The organism is Shewanella sp. DC2-4, from assembly GCF_013248875.1.
In the GTDB taxonomy this organism is placed as follows: Bacteria; Pseudomonadota; Gammaproteobacteria; order Enterobacterales; family Shewanellaceae; genus Shewanella; species Shewanella oncorhynchi.
On record NZ_JABRVR010000002.1, the window covers coordinates 4,475,099 to 4,493,229 of the forward strand.

General features: G+C 47.8%; 13 protein-coding genes. 8 read left to right on the forward strand and 5 right to left on the reverse strand.

Going from position 1 to position 18,131, the window contains the following annotated elements; all coding sequences use genetic code 11:
• Positions 1–98 precede the first annotated feature (98 nt).
• The gene (gene ilvY, locus HQQ92_RS20345; RefSeq protein ID WP_105250471.1) at positions 99–971 is read left to right on the forward strand and encodes an HTH-type transcriptional activator IlvY; all 873 of its coding nucleotides are present in this window, start codon (positions 99–101) and stop codon (positions 969–971) included.
• Positions 972–1,166: 195 nt separating this feature from the next.
• On the opposite strand, the gene HQQ92_RS20350 is transcribed toward ilvY, so the two are convergent.
• The 4 genes from HQQ92_RS20350 to HQQ92_RS20365 all read right to left on the reverse strand — a co-directional run bounded on the left by HQQ92_RS20350 (position 1,167) and on the right by HQQ92_RS20365 (position 7,909).
• Positions 1,167–2,483 (reverse strand): hemolysin family protein, encoded by a 1,317-nt coding sequence (locus HQQ92_RS20350; protein ID WP_105250472.1) that lies wholly within the window; start codon positions 2,481–2,483, stop codon positions 1,167–1,169.
• A 754-nt stretch (positions 2,484–3,237) separates the two neighbouring features.
• Positions 3,238–5,022: a GGDEF domain-containing protein gene (locus tag HQQ92_RS20355; protein ID WP_173248741.1), complete on the reverse strand. Its 1,785-nt coding sequence runs from the start codon at positions 5,020–5,022 to the stop codon at positions 3,238–3,240.
• 45 nt (positions 5,023–5,067) lie between these two features.
• Positions 5,068–6,096 (reverse strand): ABC transporter substrate-binding protein, encoded by a 1,029-nt coding sequence (locus HQQ92_RS20360; RefSeq protein ID WP_173248009.1) that lies wholly within the window; start codon positions 6,094–6,096, stop codon positions 5,068–5,070.
• Positions 6,097–6,763: 667 nt separating this feature from the next.
• The gene (locus HQQ92_RS20365) at positions 6,764–7,909 is read right to left on the reverse strand and encodes a DUF1963 domain-containing protein (RefSeq protein ID WP_173248011.1); all 1,146 of its coding nucleotides are present in this window, start codon (positions 7,907–7,909) and stop codon (positions 6,764–6,766) included.
• Positions 7,910–8,125: 216 nt separating this feature from the next.
• Between HQQ92_RS20365 and HQQ92_RS20370 the strand changes: the two genes are divergently transcribed.
• From HQQ92_RS20370 to HQQ92_RS20380, 3 genes are all read left to right on the forward strand, one after another.
• Entirely contained in the window at positions 8,126–9,652 is a 1,527-nt protein-coding gene (locus tag HQQ92_RS20370) for a YifB family Mg chelatase-like AAA ATPase (RefSeq protein WP_173248013.1), read from the forward strand.
• Between the two features lie 112 nt (positions 9,653–9,764).
• A complete protein-coding gene (locus tag HQQ92_RS20375; RefSeq protein WP_105250476.1) occupies positions 9,765–10,661 on the forward strand; it encodes an acyltransferase in 897 nt (298 codons plus the stop codon).
• 13 nt (positions 10,662–10,674) lie between these two features.
• Entirely contained in the window at positions 10,675–11,619 is a 945-nt protein-coding gene (locus HQQ92_RS20380) for an acyltransferase (RefSeq protein ID WP_105250477.1), read from the forward strand.
• Between the two features lie 7 nt (positions 11,620–11,626).
• Here HQQ92_RS20380 and HQQ92_RS20385 read toward each other — a convergent pair whose 3' ends face one another.
• Positions 11,627–12,121, reverse strand: coding sequence for a DUF523 domain-containing protein (locus tag HQQ92_RS20385; protein WP_113941620.1), 495 nt, complete (start codon positions 12,119–12,121; stop codon positions 11,627–11,629).
• Between the two features lie 300 nt (positions 12,122–12,421).
• Here HQQ92_RS20385 and HQQ92_RS20390 point away from each other — a divergent pair, with 300 nt between their 5' ends.
• The 4 genes from HQQ92_RS20390 to acnD all read left to right on the forward strand — a co-directional run bounded on the left by HQQ92_RS20390 (position 12,422) and on the right by acnD (position 18,098).
• Positions 12,422–13,189 (forward strand): GntR family transcriptional regulator, encoded by a 768-nt coding sequence (locus tag HQQ92_RS20390; RefSeq protein ID WP_173248015.1) that lies wholly within the window; start codon positions 12,422–12,424, stop codon positions 13,187–13,189.
• A 52-nt stretch (positions 13,190–13,241) separates the two neighbouring features.
• Positions 13,242–14,120, forward strand: coding sequence for a methylisocitrate lyase (gene prpB, locus HQQ92_RS20395; protein ID WP_006084450.1), 879 nt, complete (start codon positions 13,242–13,244; stop codon positions 14,118–14,120).
• 166 nt (positions 14,121–14,286) lie between these two features.
• Entirely contained in the window at positions 14,287–15,414 is a 1,128-nt protein-coding gene (gene prpC, locus HQQ92_RS20400) for a 2-methylcitrate synthase (RefSeq protein WP_173248017.1), read from the forward strand.
• An 80-nt stretch (positions 15,415–15,494) separates the two neighbouring features.
• Positions 15,495–18,098 carry a Fe/S-dependent 2-methylisocitrate dehydratase AcnD gene (gene acnD, locus HQQ92_RS20405; protein ID WP_173248019.1) on the forward strand — a complete coding sequence of 868 codons (2,604 nt, stop codon included), beginning with the start codon at positions 15,495–15,497 and terminating at the stop codon, positions 18,096–18,098.
• The last annotated feature ends 33 nt before the right edge of the window (positions 18,099–18,131 follow it).

Sequence of the window (18,131 nt, forward strand, 5' to 3'; positions counted from 1 at the left end):
CATTATGCGCAACGTCAGCCGCAATAACGCTCAGTAACACTGGCAGCAACATCGGCGGCAATATGCAGCACTCAAGCTCAGGCTAAACAGGATAAGTTATGGATATTCGTACCCTCAAATTGTACCTGCACTTATGTGACAGTTTGCACTTCGCCAAGACCGCGGAGCAGATGCATGTGAGCCCATCAACTTTAAGCCGAGCCCTGCAAAGATTAGAAGAAGAAGTGAACGCTAAACTGTTAGAGCGGGATAATCGCAGCGTGACCTTAACCCACGCGGGACACGAGTTTAAGCGATTCGCCGAGCAGACTTTGAACCATTGGAGCACACTCAAGCACAGTATCGATCTCAAGCAGGACGTGCTGCGCGGTCGGTTAAATCTGTATTGCTCGGTCACTGCCGCCTACAGTCATTTACCGGGTTTATTGGATCTATTCCGCCAAGAGCATCCCTTCGTCGAAATCGCCTTAACCACAGGAGATGCAGCGAACGCGCTAGCAGAAGTGCAGCAGAATCGCGCCGATATCGCCATCGCTGCCCTGCCCGATCCTTTCCCCAGCAGCTTACACTTTGCCAAAATCGACGATGTGCCGCTGTCGATTATCGCACCGACGATCCGCTGTGCAGTACAGCAACAAGTTAGCCAAACGCCCATCGATTGGTCGAGCGTACCCTTTATCATCCCAGATCACGGCCCAGGACGGCGCCGCGCCGATAACTGGTTCAAACAAATGGGCATCAGCCCTAATATTTACGCCCAAGTGTCGGGCCAAGAAGCTATCGCCTCTATGGTAGCGTTAGGTTGTGGCGTGAGCATGAGCCCCGAAGTGGTGATCAATAATAGCCCAGTGCGGGATCGCATTCAGTTGCTCTCGTCGCCGGTTGCGATTCCACCGTTCGAGTTAGGTTGCTGCTGCAAAGTGAAACGGCTTGACGATCCCATCGTTAATGCGTTTTTGGATGTAATTTAAACGGGGAAAGTAATACAAAAAATAAAAGGGCGAGTGAAGAGTTTCAACGAGATAGAAAACCGAAACGGCTCTCAAAAAACTAAAAAATTAGCTAAAGAGAACCGCTTCACTATCGAACAGTTGCTATCAAATTGGTGCTAACGAACTATTGCCACAGGATTTCTATCGCAAGGCAATCAACACAAGATGACAGGATTACACATCCGGCGAGTTGAGCTTATCAATAGGATCGATACGAGTCACCAATAGCTGATCGACCTTGTACGAATCGATATCGACCACCTCAAATTTATAGCCCGCATAGTTCACGAAATCCGTACGCTTAGGGATTTTACGCAGCATATACATCATAAAACCAGCAATGGTTTCGTAGTTCTGATTATGCGGAAACTCCTCAATACCAAAGGCGCGCATTACGTCGGTAATAGGCGTCACACCGTCGACTAACCAAGAGTTGCTATCACGGGCGATGATCTGCTCTTCGCTTTCGTGCAATGACCAAGCCCCCATTACGGCGCGCTGTAGATCGTTGGTAGTCACAATCCCCACCACTAAGGCGTATTCGTTCATTACCACGGCAAAATCGGCGCGACTATTTTTAAAGTATTCCATCGCTTCTGACAGGCTCAGCGTATCGGGAATGATCAGCGAAGTATGGATTAAGTTACTGCCTTTTAAGATGATATTCTCACCGTTGATCACACGGATCAGCAATTCTTTCGCATCCACGAAGCCTTTGATCATATCCAACTGACCATCGCAGACTAGGAACTTAGTATGGGGATCTTCAGAAATTTTACGCTTGATATCTTCTTCACTGTCTTGCAGTAAAAAGTACACTAAGCTTTCACGGGCCGTCATGGCCGAAGTCACAGAAACGGTTTGCATTTCAAACACATTTTCCATCATCTGTTGCTCACCGCGATCTAGCACCCCAGCTTCGGCGCCCGCATTCATGACGGCATAAATGTCGTCGGAGGTGATGGCATCGTTACGCACGGTTGGGATCTGCAGCAGTTTAAAGATACCACTCGCCATGCCGTTGAAAAACCACACTAATGGGCGTAATAGCACAATACAGAAAGACATAGGCCCGACAACAGCTAAAGCGACAGGCTCAGGCATCGCCATGGCAATGCGTTTTGGCATTAAATCGGCGACTAAAATAAAGGCGCTGGTTACCGTTATGAAGGATAAAACAAAGCTCAATTGGCTCAGCCAAGGCTCGGCAACTAAAGGGGAAAGCAACTGATAGAAGTAAGGCCGAAATGCCGACTCACCCACAATACCGCCCATGATGGCAACGGCATTAAGACCAATTTGTACTACCGTAAAAAAGCTACCGGGAACGGCTTGTAACTGCAGCACTTTTTCTGCTCGTGCATCGCCCTCATCGGCTAACTGACGTAAACGAATTTTACGTGAAGCGGCAAGTGCAATTTCTGACATAGAGAAAAAACAACTCGCGCCGATTAGACACAATATAATCATCACGTTATCAAAGAGACTCATGTAACACCTTTCATTTAACACTGGACTAACTAGGACCAACCCGCGCTTTATTGCTCGCGAGTCAGTTGAATTCATTGTATTTGAGCAAAGTTTGCTTTGTCTGGTCGCTGCACAACAAAATTGTATTGACCACTTTCACCCCTGAGATGAATGAGCGCTTAGATGACAATCCTAAGGGTGTACTCAGTATATCTGCAAATTCACGAGTTATGCGTGACTCCGCTCTCGCAGCCCACGCATAGCGCTAATGCACTTGCATCACTTAAGTAATGCTTTATGCCTAAGCGACTGAATATACAGCGTTTAATTGTTTTACTCGACTCGATGGCATTAGACATCCGAGCGCGGTGGCTTTGATATTGAGCTGCTAGAACGTACATTTAAGCCAATAGAATTGACTATGCAGTCGTGGCTTTGCTTAGTTGCGTTACGTAAAATACGTCCAGAATGGCAGCATGGATGTCACTCAGAGTGCATCGCTAAATCGACAATAGGCGACAGATTATATCTCATCTGCCGCCTAATATTACCTCACCTTGAGTAATTTTTATCTTAGCGACTTATCTACCGCTATGTTTCATATAAATGTTATCAATTAGTTAGCATGATTGAGGGCGTCTGTGGCGTGGTGATGCTAACCGAATATGTCTCCAATTTTGCAGCATAGCGCCTAGACTCTTGAAGCTCAGTAGCCAATCCAGCAACGCGTTGGGATATCTTGGTGAAGAGTAACGTTACCTTCAACCGGCTCCCATTAAATCACTTCAACCTCGACTCTGTTGCGACCTTTATCCTTAGCGCGATAGAGGCAAACATCGGCGCGGCGTAATACGTCGGCCATCTTAAACCCCGAGATCTTATCTAATGGCAAAAACACGCTGCCAATACTGATCGTCACCACAGCCAAGGGAGATACTTGATGGGGAATATTGAGTTGCTCAACGAGATAACACAGTTGCGTAGCAATAGCCGTTAACTGTGCTGGCGTGACCTGCTCGACGACCAAAGCAAACTCTTCACCACCAATGCGAGCCAATAGAGCATTGTGCGGCAGGATATCGCACTGTGCTAAGGCATCTGCCACTCGCTTGAGCACAGTATCGCCTTCAAGATGACCATAAGTGTCGTTGTAGGATTTGAAATAATCGATATCTAACATTAACAATCCCGCTGGAGTGTTAGCTTGTAGCACAGTAGCTAATCTTTCAGTAAAGGGTCGTCTATTAGCTAAGCCAGTTAATTCATCGGTTTCAGCCATCACCTTTAATTGGCTATTCGCGGCAACCAGCGCTTGTTGTAGCACTATCATCTGACGCTCTTTCTGTTCGCGTAGCAGTAACTCGTTCAATGCGGAGGCGAATTGGGTCAGCATATTCTTTTTCTGGGCGTTCCAATTTAATGGCCGCGACACAGTCGACAGCGAGAGCAATCCCAATAACTCCCCAGCATTTTTAATCGCAAAGGCGGCAATCGAACATATCCCCACGGATTTCATTACCTCATATTCCTGTGGTGAAAAAGCCTTTAACGCCTCAAGATCCTCAATCACTAAGGTCGATTCCGTCTCGAATTTTTTAGCCAGTTGAGCAATATTATCTACCGAAATCACTTGGACCTTATTTGCGTGTAAGTCACTGGTCCAAAAGCTGCGGTAATAGGCATGCTGCTGATTGAATTCGAGAAGACTCACCCTTTCAACATCAAATAACTGACCTATTTTGTGGCATACCTCAGTTAAGGTTTTATCCACATTGCAGGTATCTATGCTCAAAAATTGCAACGAAATCTCAGCCAACAATTGATTCGACTGCGACTGCCAATCTAATTCTTTAGTTCGTTCTTTGACTAAGTCAGACAATAAATGCTGCTGTTGTTGCAGTGCACGTTGCTGACGTTTATTGATGGCTAAATCATTACGTATCCTTTGATACATATCCTTAAGTGACAATGCCACATGGGCTATTTCATCGGGTCTTGCGGTTACCGTCTCGGGCACAGATAACTTTTTTAACGAGTTAAGATTGATTTTATTAGTGAAATCTTCCAATGCCGACAATCTATCTGTCACCATGAGTCGCACTAAGGTCAAAATCAAATAAATCATCAATAGGGTCTTTAACCCATTACCGAGCACGATAAAAATCAACTGCCGCCACAGCTCGTAGTAAAGCCGATTGGTATCTAACCCTACGGTCAAAGTCGCTATCGACTGCTCTTGATAGGTCACAGGATAGTGAAATAGAGTTTGCGACTCATCATCGGTTAACAAAGGTTTACCCAGATGCATAGTGACGCCATCGATACTGTCTAAATGTACACTCGACACTAATGGCATCATCCCCAGTCCAGAGAGCAAATCCGATAACAAGCTACGGTCGACGTCCCACAGTGACTTCGCCACGCTTGGCAAAATAGATTCTGAATACTCGCGGATATCCGAAGTCGCATTATCGATACTATCCTGATAGTTCCAAATCAACTGTACCAGCATAGTTAACACAGCAAAAAACGAGCTCACCCCAATAATAATCAGCGTCATCTTGTGGCTAATAGAATGATTACGATGCTTCATGTACACCTGTTATTACGCCTTGAGGGGCAACTTATTCAAAATCTGAGACTGGAAAATCTGTGGCCAATCTCGAGCAACTAACATTTGATAAAATGCCGAATCTGGTTGCAAAACACCGAACAAGGCAACATTGTCATAGGGGAGATATTTTTTATGCTGCTGATAATATTGCAATTCAACCAAACCTAAAGCGCCAACCAAAAAATGCCCGCCACCAATAACACTCACAGAGTGCTGGCGACAAAGCTGTAAAATCTCAGGTGAAGTATTGATCGTACCGACAAATACATCTTTACCAGACACCAAACCTTTTTCCTTCAATGCTTTAAGCACCCCAATCGCCATACGATCACTGGCGGTCCAAATCACATTCAGATCAGGATAACGATTCAGCAGGGTTAACGCTTGCCCATAAGCCACTGCCTCACTCCATTGGCCATAAACCGTTTGAGTCAGAGTGGCATTGGACTGCATAAAGAAATAGTCGCTGGCGCCTTGGGTACGTAACACTGACGCAGGCGTCGATTTATCGCCCGAAATCAACAGAACTTTAGCCGCCTTTCCCTCTAAGTCGTCCATTAAGGCCTTAGCGGTCGCCGAACCAATAGCGTAATTATCGGGAATAATGGCGGGTAACAGATATTCTTGCCAATGAGGATCTTGCAGCAAGGCATCACGCTCGCCAGGGGAAATATCATTTAAAATCAATTGCACATAGACAGGGTGAGGATAAAGCGCCTGCAGCATTTTTATCGCGGATTGTTTTTCATTAACCAGAATAACGTAATTAGGTAACGCCTTTGCAGAAGCTAACAACTCATCGAGTTGGGTGATCATCTTGAAGTGATTGCGATCGGAATGAATGATATCGAGTTTAATATCGAGTGTCGTCGATGCCGCCAACATCAATTGGTCGACATCTCCCCAAAAACTGTCATCGACAGCCCCAGGATTAAAGAAAACCACATCGAGTTTTGCCCATGCTGCCCCACCAAAACCCGCAGTACAGATAAACACACACGCTAACATCCACGAACGCATAGGCGAGTTCTCCTCGACCATGTTCCCTCAAATGTCATCCTTCACAAGAGGTCACTTTATTATTATCGATTCACAACCTTGTTACCGCATCGCCGCCCAAAATGTTGCTAAAATCGGCAGCAGATGTTTCGATTAAACCACAAAATGATACAAAGTATACTTTATATGCTGACTATTTATTCAGACACCCTGTCGGTATAGGGGGTTCGAGTTGCTCAGTAGCAGAATGTTTATGGGGATGTAAGTGGCGGCCTTATGGTCAGTCTTGCAACCTAACCACGGAGAAAATGACGGGGACTTAAAAGGAATACAAGTTAGAACTCAGACGTTAATGCGGCCTAACGGCCGAGGTGAATGAATATCGTGAGGAGAACCATGATTTTCATTGGAGGGTAAACCAAATGAGACTGCTCAACGATGCCCTCATATAATGGCATAGGTTGACCAATATACATTAACCGATTGAAATAATTAAATATAACTATCAATCACTTAATCTATTCAGTCGTAATCATTTCTCCCAGAATCAATCCTTTATAACTCATATTCATTCAAAGGCACTAAATTGTGCTTGCGACTCTTCTTCTAATCCGTCGCAACATACACCTTCAATCGTCTCGGTGTACTCCAATTGCTGTGTAGCCCGCATCGCCAACCTTTCGATGAACTAATAATCATATATGCAGTAAATGCGATCGAATTTGCCTAATGCTAAATCCGCTTGATGGATAATAAAATTCAACTGCATCGAGTGCTCACTATAGACGACTTTGAACAGCACCAGATAATCTTCGGCATTGCCGCCTAACTCAGCCGCGGCGCGGAGTTCGGGTGCTTCATAGCGACTATCGCCATGGCCATTAATGCTGGCGATACCATTGTAATACGGCAGCGGCTGCTCGGGGACCAGCAATGCCTGCAAGTTGGATGACTGCCAGTCGGTATTAGCCCATTGCGATTGAGTGAGAATCTGACCAGGGATAAACCCGTGCTCATTCAATTGTATCAGCTCATAGCCCTTGAGCTGATCTTGCCACTCTGGTGCCAATTCATCATCCACAACCGCTAGGGCCTCCAGCACCATAGCTTGTTGCGGTTCTGGTAGCGCTTGTAAACGTGCCTTGGCTAACTTTACTAAATGCGGGTTGTCACTATTAATCATGTCAGGGGCTATCATCTTAATGCTGGCAATTCCCTGAAGTTGATAAGCCTCTTCATACTCATAGTTTGCACATACCGCATCGTCGAACTTAGGTTCGGCAATCGCTTTTCCAGAGTTCAGTTGCTGATCCTCAGCGACATAATAGACATGGCCGCGAAGCATTTCCGAGAATCGCCAGCGCTCCAAAAAGAACAACAATCGCCCTTCTCGAGGCAAATAAGATTGAAACGCCTTCAGGTCGCTGCAGTTGAGCTGTGCGATAAATTGCATGGGCACACGGAAGGCTTGCGCCGCCTCGTCCCAATCCCAATTATGCTCCTCATCAGTCTCCCAATCGTCCTGCCAGTCCTCCCGCCAATGCTCATTAATAAACTCGCGGGTATGGCCAAAACTCTCAACATAGCCATCAAGCATCTCCTCCCTTCCGACCAGAGTGACGGGGTAATCCATTCCCACAGGCAAATCCGGCAATCCACCCATCCGGCTGTTACCTAACTGAGCATAATCTTCGATTGCACAGGGATAGAGATCGACACTATTGCGAATAAATGCCGAAAGCGTATGGGCAAGATGTGGGTCTTTAAACTGCGCCAGCTTTTGCTCTAACAACTGCCGACGAATGGGGGAATTTTCTGCTAAAAATATATCCATATTTACCTCACGACTCCAATGTTTGTTTTTTATCATTTCTATCAACTATTTGCCATCTTCAAATAAGGCAAATTGCCAAGCCTATCACACGATTAGCAAAGCCAGAGTCAACGGCTTGCTAATGAGAAGGGCAACGACCTAGGCGATAGGAAACCCCTCCCATTAATTACTGCTACACTCAAATTCAGCGAAAAAGATCAACAAAAGGATTTGTTTATGGCGATTGCCTGTGTCAATACCCGAGCCAGTTGTGGGGTCGAAGCTCCACAAGTCACAGTTGAAGTGCATCTGAGTAACGGCTTACCAGCATTTAATCTAGTGGGATTACCCGAAGCGTCGGTAAAAGAAGCCCGCGAGCGGGTGCGCAGCGCGCTGATCAATGCAGGATTCGAATGTCCGATGCGGCGGATAACCGTTAACCTCGCGCCAGCAGATTTACCTAAACAAGGTGGCCGCTACGACTTACCCATAGCCGTAGGCATATTGGCCGCCTCGGAACAAATCCCAGCTAATAGTTTAAAAAATCTTGAGTTTGTCGGCGAGCTGGCACTGTCAGGGCACATACGTTACTGCCAAGGGTTATTGCCCGCGATTATCGCGGCGAAGCGCCAAGACCATACCTTGGTCTTACCGCTAGATAACCGCCACGATGCAGAGCTAGTCGGCTATCCCAATGTGTTATTTGGTTCACATCTGCAAAGTCTAGCCGCGTATTTACAAGGGCAAAACCAACTGCCCACACTGGCGCCACAGTTAGAATGGGTAAGCCAAGAGACACCCGAGTCCCATACTTGCCTGAGCGATGTGATTGGCCAATATCAGGCCAAGCAAGCACTCGAAATTGCCGCTGCGGGTAACCACAACCTCTTGATGCTAGGCCCGCCGGGTACTGGCAAGACCATGCTTGCCAGCCGCATGATGGCACTATTGCCTGCACTCAATTATGAGGAAGCGTTAGAAGTGGCGGCAATTCATTCCGTTGCTGGACTCGACATTAAACCGCAGCATTTTTTACAGCGACCATTTAGGGCGCCGCACCACACGAGTTCTTCGATTTCCCTCGTGGGTGGTGGCAGTATCCCAAAACCAGGGGAGATCTCCCTCGCCCATCGCGGTGTATTATTCTTGGATGAAGTGGCTGAATTTCCTCGTAAAGTCTTAGATTGCCTGCGCGAACCGATGGAAACCGGCGAAGTGGTGATTTCCCGCGCCGCCGCTAAGCTGACATTTTTGAGTCGATTCCAATTAATCGCAGCGATGAATCCTAGCCCTAGTGGCGACTTGGATAGCCATCATAGATCCAGCCCTGAACAAATCCAACGTTACCTTTCGCGGCTTTCAGGTCCGTTTCTCGATCGTTTCGACTTGACCATAGAAGTGCCCAAACTTCCCGCGGGCACTTTGACTCAAGCCGCGCCGCAGACAGAAACCAGCCAAGATATCGCCAAACGAGTGAAGCTAGCACGTGAGCTACAACTCGCCCGTGCTGGTGTGCTCAATAGCGAACTTACAGGGAAACAATTGAAACGCTTCAGCGGGCTCAGTGATGCTGATTTAGTGTTTTTGGAGCAAAGCGTGGTGAAGCTTGGCCTTTCGGTTCGCAGTTTTCATCGTATACAAAGAGTCGCCCGCACTATCGCCGATCTTGAACAAGCCACTAATACCGAACGCCGCCATCTTGCCCAAGCACTGGGTTATCGTGCTATGGATAGGTTGCTGGCACGACTATCCCAGCAATATTGAGTCAGCCGCTTTACAGTGAAGATGAACAAATGCACCGACCAGCAGTGCCTAAGATTGAGCCAAACGCCTACACCGAGTAACATAGGCCTCCAATTTTTGTCAGGGGGCTCGGATGGGAATGCTGTTTTCACAGATAAAAGGCTGTATTGCATTTTTAGGTTACGTTATAAATACCGTCTTTTGGACTATCCCAATCGTGTTAATCAGTTTTATAAAACTGATACCTATCAGTCCATTAAGGACTGCGACTAGCCATGTACTCGATTTTTGTGCCAGCGCTTGGATCAGTGTTAATGGCGTAATTGAACGCTGCTTACATCCCGTTAAGATTGAACTGAGTGGTGACACCGACTTTTCCACTAAAGAGTGGTACATGGTGATTGCCAACCACCAGTCTTGGGTCGATATCCTGATCCTGCAGCGGATTTTTAACCGAAAAATCCCTTTCTTAAAGTTTTTCCTCAAGCAAGAGCTGATTTTTGTGCCCGTATTAGGCCTAGCTTGGTGGGCACTCGATTTTCCTTTTATGCGTCGTTATAGCACAGCACAGTTGCGTAAGAACCCTAAATTAAAGGGCAAAGACATTGAAATTACACGTAAAGCCTGTGCTAAGTTTAAGGCTAAGCCTGTGAGTGTGATGAACTTTGTCGAAGGCACGCGCTTCAGCAAGGCTAAGCATCAAAAACAAAACTCACAGTTCCAACATTTGCTAAAACCTAAAGCGGGCGGTATGGCCTTCGCGCTATCAGCCATGGGTGAACAGATCCACAAGCTAGTCGATGTCTCCATTTACTACCCAGACGCAGTACCGAGCTATTGGGACTACCTGACAGGCAAGTTGCCAAGCGTTAAAGTACACATCAAGGTCTCCGATATTGATCCTGCAATGCGCGGCGATTATATGAATGACCGCGATTTTAAAATTGGCTTCCAAGAACAACTGAATCAACTCTGGCTCACTAAGGATCAAGTGTTAAGCCAACTCGCTAGCCAAGCGAATAAAGAATAAAGGTAACGCCACTATGTTGAATTTCCTGCCTGGTTCAGTGTTGTTTATGCTGAGCTTAAGCTTGCTGATCATTAATACCGCCGTTTGGGGCTCGCTTATCAGCATTGGCGGATTAGTGAAACTTGTGATGCCAGCACAAGGTGCGCGCAATGCGGTGACTGCGGTCATGAACCGTTTTATGTGGGCTTGGGCCTGCTGCAACGGTGGCATCTTGTATTTGATCGCTAAAATTGAGTGGGATGTCAAAGGGCTCGAAGGACTCGATAAAAACAGCTGGTATTTGCTGATCAGTAACCACCTCAGTGGATTCGATATCGCCGCGCAAACTTACGTGTTACGTAACCACATCCCTATGCTGAAGTTCTTCCTCAAAAAAGAACTCGCCTATGTGCCGATTATGGGACTAGGTTGTTGGGCGCTGGATATGCCTTTCATGAACAGAACCAGCCCAGCAAAACTTAAAAAGAATCCAAAGCTTAAGGGCAAAGATTTAGCGACCACACGCCGCGCCTGTGCCAAGTTTAGCAATATGCCCACCTCAATCATTAACTATGTTGAAGGCAGCCGTTTTACCCAAGATAAACATCAGCGCCAAAACTCGCCTTATCAACATTTGTTACGTCCTAAAGCGGGTGGTATCGCCTTTACCTTATCAGCCATGGGCGAACAATTTACTAACCTGCTGGATATGACAATCGTCTACCCAGATGCGCCTGAAGATATTCTGTTTGGGGTGATGAATGGTAAGGTCAGTAAGATTATTGTGCGAATTAACGCCCTGCCCGTGCCTCAGGTAGATGCGGCACGTTATTTCTCTGAGTCTGAGTACCGCGTCGAATTCCAACGCTGGTTAAACCAAGTGTGGGCGGAAAAAGATCAACAAATTCATGCTTTACTCCAAACACATCAAAGTGTGAACAATAAGGCCACCAGCCCCAATCACACTCAAGCAAGCTAGCTCGTCTCTAGCTTTGCTCTAGTTCAGCAACGCATGCCGCTGCAGCGGATAACTCCAATTCATTGAATACGGTTATTCCTGCGGCACTAAGTTTTTCAGCCGTTAATCCTTGTCCCGCAATTAACTGTTTTACAAATTGACCATCGTAAATCTGCCTATTACCACAGGATGGACTGCGGGCTTTTAAAATCGCCACTTTAATCCCGTGTTGCTGCGCCAGCTTAAGCGCGAGATCGGCTCCCAGACTAAAAGCGTGGGTCACATCCTCACCTTGGGCAGTTAAGATGCGCTGTCCAATCCGCTCCGCTGGCGGTCTAGGTGTAGGCAAACCGCCTGCACATTCGGGACAAATCGCCACAATCCGCCCTTGCTCGAGCCACGTTTGCACCAGCTCGCTCTCCATCAAGTTATGGCCACCGTCGTAGCGCACCGCTTGTCCGAGTAAACAACTACTCACTAACACTTTTTCCACTGTCATCCCCAAATGTCTCATTCCGCCCATAGCATAACGTGAAGGATAAACATGCCAAATGCATTTGGATGATTTTCCCCAAAACCATCAACATCCGCAACAAGGTTGGAAGGTTAAAACCACTCCATTGTTGACAATTTAATATTTAAATATTCATAACATAAAATATTAATAACGAGATAATTAAAATAAAATGATAAAAATCAATAATTAAAATAGAAATTCATTGAAATATAGACTTACGTCTAAGTAAACACATTGTTGACAATCCACCAAGGGAGGGCTATTTTTTACCCATTGTCGACAATCCTATTAATAGTGATGCGTTCTATGTTGAAGCAAGACACGACGTTCATTTCTGATGACACTCAAGTTCCCCACCTGCACAAGGTCAAATCGACCTCGGCAGATAAGACGTCGACCACATTAGCCGATCAAATTTTGGTGCAGATCCAAACCAGCATCATCAAGGGCGAACTGCCTGCAGGCAGCAAGATTAACGAGCAAGCACTGGCCGAAAAATACGGCATCAGCCGCGGCCCGACCCGCGAAGCACTGCAAACCTTAGAAAGACAACGTTTAGTGGTGCGTGCGCCCCATGTTGGTGCCCGCGTCGCCCAGCTAACAGTGAGTGAACTTAACGATTTATATCAACTACGTAGCGTGCTTGAAGGCATGGCCTGCGAACTCGCCGCCAGCCGTATTACCCCAGAACAATTAGCCAAGCTAGAAGATCTGCTCGCAACGCAAGAAGCGGCGCTCGCCAAGGGCGATACTTACTTCCAAGAGGAAGGCGATGTCGACTTCCACTACCAAATTATTCAAGCCAGCGGTAACAAGCATCTGCAGGAAACCTTAGTCGGTGGTCTGTATCACTTGCTACGTATGTATCGCTACCAGTGCACTAATAAAAATCGCCCCGTGAAAGCGATTGCCGAACACAGACGCATAGTCGAAGCCATTGCCCAGCGCGATGGTGAGTTGGCCAGTTTGCTGATGCGCCGCCATATCGAACAGGGGCGTAAAAATACCGAATTACGCTTAATTGAATTGCAAGCCAATGCAGCCGCAAAAGAAACCTTAGCCAACATTAGCTAAGTTCTTACGGCTCACGATGCCCACTTCCCATAAAATGGAAAAGGATAAAACCATGACCCAAAGCGCAGGATTACGTTTTCGCCAAGCTCTTGCTAAGGCCAAACCGTTACAAATCGTTGGCACCACCAATGCCTATTTTGCCTTAATGGCAGAACAAACAGGCTTCCAAGCCTTGTATCTTTCGGGCGCTGGCGTTGCCAATGCTTCCTACGGTTTGCCTGACTTGGGCATGACCTCAATGAATGACGTGCTGATTGATGCCGGCCGCATCACCTCTGCCACGCAGGTGCCTTTATTGGTCGATATCGATACTGGCTGGGGCGGCGCATTCAACATTGCTCGTACCATTAAAGAATTCGAAAAAATCGGCGTAGCCGCTGTGCACATGGAAGACCAAGTGTCGCAAAAGCGTTGCGGCCATAGACCCAACAAAGCGGTCGTAAGTATTGAAGAAATGGTCGATCGCATTAAAGCGGCCGTCGATGCCCGTACCGATCCTAACTTTGTGATCATGGCACGTACCGATGCCGTCGCCGTGGAAGGTTTAGAAGCGGGTATTGAACGCGCGCAAGCGTATATCGCCGCCGGTGCCGACATGATCTTCGCCGAAGCCTTAACAGAACTAGACCAATATCGTCACTTCAAGGCTCAAGTTAAAGCACCGATTTTGGCGAACATGACTGAATTTGGTCAAACCCAATTGTTCAATAAAGAAGAACTCGCCGAGGCGGGTGCCGACATGGTGCTCTACCCACTCGGTACTTTCCGTGCAGCCAACCAAGCCGCATTGAACGTCATGCAAGCGCTGATGAATGATGGTCATCAACGCAACGTGCTAGACACTATGCAGACCCGTAAAGACTTGTATAAATACTTGGGCTACCACGCCTTTGAAGACAAGTTAGATCAACTGTTCAGCCAAGATAAATAACCGAAAAGCTGCAACCCTATAGGGTTTGGCGTTAATGCAGATTTAACGTTAAACACGTTACATAAAAAGTGCAGCCTTAACCAATAAATGTCGGCGAATGAACACTCAAAATAAGTGCATTCATCCACCAGCAATAATCATACAGAGTTAACGGAAGGGAAGGATTATGTCAGAAGCTAAAAAACTAAGCGGTGCAGGATTACGTGGCCAGAGCGCAGGCGAAACCGCATTGAGCACAGTGGGCGTGTCAGGCTCGGGCCTAACGTACCGCGGTTATGATGTGAAAGATCTCGGTGAAAATGCCACCTTCGAAGAAGTCGCCTACCTTATTCTTTACGGCGAGCTGCCCACTCAAGCCCAACTTGATGCCTACAAAAACAAACTCAAAGGCCTTCGCGGTCTGCCACAAGCATTAAAAGAAGTATTAGAGCGCATTCCTGCTGAAACTCATCCTATGGATGTGATGCGTACTGGCTGCTCTATGCTAGGTAACTTAGAAGCCGAGCACAGCTTTAGCGAACAGAGTGAAATCACCGACCGTTTACTCGCCGCATTCCCATCGATCATCTGTTACTGGTATCGCTTTAGCCACGATGGCGTGCGTATCGATACTGAAACCGATGACGATCAAATTGGCGCACACTTCCTCCACTTATTACATGGCAAAGCGCCGTCGGCACTGCATGCTAAAGTGATGGACGTATCGTTAATTCTTTATGCAGAACATGAATTTAACGCATCAACCTTTACCGCTCGCGTCTGTGCTTCCACCCTGTCAGATATGCATTCATGCGTCACTGGGGCGATTGGTTCACTGCGCGGTCCGCTGCATGGCGGCGCGAACGAAGCGGCGATGGAACTGATCCAAGACATGAAAGATGAAGCCGATGCGCGCGACATCTTAATGGGCAAACTCGAGCGTAAAGATAAGATCATGGGCTTCGGTCACGCGATTTACCGCGACAGTGATCCACGTAACGCCATCATCAAAGAATGGTCAGAAAAACTGGCGGCGGCCAACGGTGACGACCGCCTATATCGAGTATCAGTTGCCTGCGAAGCCCTGATGTGGGAACAGAAAAAACTCTTCTGTAATGCAGATTTTTTCCACGCCAGCGCTTACCACTACATGGATATTCCGACTAAGTTGTTTACGCCAATCTTCGTGTGTTCACGCGTCACTGGCTGGGCGGCGCACGTGATGGAGCAACGCTCTAACAACCGCATCATCCGCCCGAGTGCCGATTATGTGGGCGTTGCGCCGCGCAAAGTGGTACCGATTGCCAACCGTTAAGCAAAATTGACCACACTTGGCGCGAGATTTCACTCAATGTAAGTCTTGCGCCAACTTCATTTTCCGAAATGGATGATGTTATGAGCACTGCTATGAATACCCAATATCGCAAGCCCTTACCCGGCACTCAACTCGATTACTTCGATACCCGCGAAGCCGTAGAAGCCATTCAAGCTGGCTCGTATGCCAAGCTGCCTTACACCTCGCGCGTTTTAGCTGAAAACTTAGTCCGTCGCTGCGATCCGGCCGTTTTGACCGACTCGCTAAAACAGATTATCGAATCTAAGCAAGAACTGGATTTCCCTTGGTTTCCTGCCCGCGTGGTGTGCCATGATATTTTGGGGCAAACCGCTTTAGTTGACCTTGCAGGTCTGCGTGACGCTATTGCCGCTAAAGGTGGCGATCCCGCCAAAGTGAACCCAGTTGTGCCAACCCAGCTGATTGTGGATCACTCACTCGCTGTCGAATTTGGTGGTTTTGATAAAGACGCCTTTGCCAAAAACCGCGCCATCGAAGACAGACGCAACGAAGACAGATTCCACTTTATTGATTGGACGCAAAAAGCCTTTAAAAACATTGATGTTATCCCTCAGGGTAACGGCATCATGCATCAAATTAACTTAGAGCGTATGTCCCCTGTGGTGCATTCACGCAATGGCGTGGCCTTCCCAGATACCTTAGTTGGCACCGACAGCCACACGCCGCACGTTGATGCGCTCGGCGTTATCGCCATAGGTGTCGGCGGCTTAGAAGCCGAAAGCGTGATGCTAGGGCGCGCATCCTATATGCGTCTACCGGACATTATCGGTGTAGAGCTCACGGGCAGACCACAGCCCGGCATTACGGCTACCGATATCGTATTGGCCTTGACCGAATTTTTACGCGCACAAAAAGTCGTCTCCTCTTACTTAGAGTTCTTCGGTGAAGGCGCAGCGGCACTGACATTAGGCGATCGCGCCACGATTTCGAACATGACACCTGAATTTGGCGCTACTGCGGCCATGTTCTACATCGACCAGCAAACCTTAGATTATTTGACCTTAACTGGCCGCGAAGCCGAGCAAGTTAAGCTGGTTGAAACCTATGCCAAAACCGCAGGTTTGTGGGCCGACAGCTTGACCGAAGTACACTATCCACGCGTACTGCATTTTGATTTATCTTCGGTGGTGCGCACCATTGCAGGGCCATCAAACCCACATGCGCGGGTGCCAACATCAGAATTGGCTGAGCGCGGAATTAGCGGCGTAGTCGAAAACGAGCCAGGCTTAATGCCCGATGGTGCTGTGATTATTGCGGCGATTACCAGCTGCACTAATACCAGTAACCCACGCAACGTGATTGCCGCAGGTCTCATTGCCCGCAACGCCAACGCTAAAGGCTTAAGCCGCAAACCTTGGGTCAAAACCTCACTCGCCCCCGGCTCAAAAGCGGTGCAGTTGTATTTGGAAGAAGCCAAGCTATTGCCTGAACTTGAACAACTCGGTTTTGGGATTGTTGGGTTTGCCTGTACGACGTGTAACGGTATGAGCGGCGCGCTGGATCCTGTGATTCAAAAAGAAGTGATCGACCGCGACTTGTACGCCACCGCTGTATTATCGGGTAACCGTAACTTCGATGGCCGTATTCATCCCTATGCTAAACAAGCTTTCTTAGCATCGCCGCCATTGGTCGTCGCCTACGCGATTGCAGGCACCATACGTTTCGATATCGAAAAGGATGTGCTGGGACTAGATAAAGACGGTAAGCCAGTAAAACTTATCGACATTTGGCCATCGGATGAAGAAATCGATGCCGTGATTGCGACAAGTGTTAAACCTGAGCAGTTCCGTAAAGTGTACGAGCCCATGTTCGATTTAGCCGTCGATTATGGCGAAAAAATCAGCCCGCTGTACGATTGGCGTCCGCAATCTACTTATATTCGTCGCCCACCTTACTGGGAAGGCGCATTGGCGGGTGAACGCGCACTCAAGGGTATGCGACCACTGGCGGTGCTGGGTGACAACATCACCACAGACCATTTATCGCCCTCTAACGCCATTATGATGGACAGCGCCGCGGGCGAATATCTGCACAAAATGGGCTTGCCGGAGGAAGACTTTAACTCCTACGCCACCCACAGGGGCGATCACTTAACCGCCCAACGTGCGACCTTTGCCAACCCTAAACTTAAAAACGAGATGGCAATCGTTGACGGTAAAGTGCAACAAGGTTCACTGACGCGTATCGAGCCAGAAGGTCAAGTGACCCGTATGTGGGAAGCGATTGAAACCTATATGGAACGTAAGCAGCCGCTGATCATCATAGCGGGCGCAGATTACGGCCAAGGTTCGTCCCGCGACTGGGCAGCCAAAGGCGTGCGTTTAGCGGGTGTAGAGGCCATAGTTGCCGAAGGTTTCGAGCGTATTCATCGCACTAACTTAGTCGGTATGGGCGTGTTGCCGCTGGAATTTAAAGCTGGTGACAACCGCGCCACCTACGGTATAGACGGCACAGAAGTGTTCGATGTCCTAGGCACGCCAGCGCCAAGAGCGGACTTAACTGTCGTTATCACCCGTAAAAACGGTGAGCGCATCGAAGTGCCAGTGACGTGTCGTCTCGATACCGCCGAAGAAGTGTCTATCTACGAGGCTGGCGGCGTATTGCAGCGTTTTGCTCAGGACTTTCTTGAGTCAAATCAGGCTTGAGTCGAGATTTGAATCGACGCCCGTGTCTGGTTA

Bases quoted from the DNA above. Each gene is read 5' to 3' on its own strand.
- ilvY (WP_105250471.1), top strand. From the start codon at position 99: ATGGATATTCGTACCCTCAAATTGTACCTGCACTTATGTGACAGTTTG.
- HQQ92_RS20350 (WP_105250472.1), bottom strand. From the start codon at position 2,483: ATGAGTCTCTTTGATAACGTGATGATTATATTGTGTCTAATCGGCGCG.
- HQQ92_RS20355 (WP_173248741.1), bottom strand. From the start codon at position 5,022: ATGACGCTGATTATTATTGGGGTGAGCTCGTTTTTTGCTGTGTTAACT.
- HQQ92_RS20360 (WP_173248009.1), bottom strand. From the start codon at position 6,096: ATGCGTTCGTGGATGTTAGCGTGTGTGTTTATCTGTACTGCGGGTTTT.
- HQQ92_RS20365 (WP_173248011.1), bottom strand. From the start codon at position 7,909: ATGGATATATTTTTAGCAGAAAATTCCCCCATTCGTCGGCAGTTGTTA.
- HQQ92_RS20370 (WP_173248013.1), top strand. From the start codon at position 8,126: ATGGCGATTGCCTGTGTCAATACCCGAGCCAGTTGTGGGGTCGAAGCT.
- HQQ92_RS20375 (WP_105250476.1), top strand. From the start codon at position 9,765: ATGGGAATGCTGTTTTCACAGATAAAAGGCTGTATTGCATTTTTAGGT.
- HQQ92_RS20380 (WP_105250477.1), top strand. From the start codon at position 10,675: ATGTTGAATTTCCTGCCTGGTTCAGTGTTGTTTATGCTGAGCTTAAGC.
- HQQ92_RS20385 (WP_113941620.1), bottom strand. From the start codon at position 12,121: ATGGGCGGAATGAGACATTTGGGGATGACAGTGGAAAAAGTGTTAGTG.
- HQQ92_RS20390 (WP_173248015.1), top strand. From the start codon at position 12,422: ATGTTGAAGCAAGACACGACGTTCATTTCTGATGACACTCAAGTTCCC.
- prpB (WP_006084450.1), top strand. From the start codon at position 13,242: ATGACCCAAAGCGCAGGATTACGTTTTCGCCAAGCTCTTGCTAAGGCC.
- prpC (WP_173248017.1), top strand. From the start codon at position 14,287: ATGTCAGAAGCTAAAAAACTAAGCGGTGCAGGATTACGTGGCCAGAGC.
- acnD (WP_173248019.1), top strand. From the start codon at position 15,495: ATGAGCACTGCTATGAATACCCAATATCGCAAGCCCTTACCCGGCACT.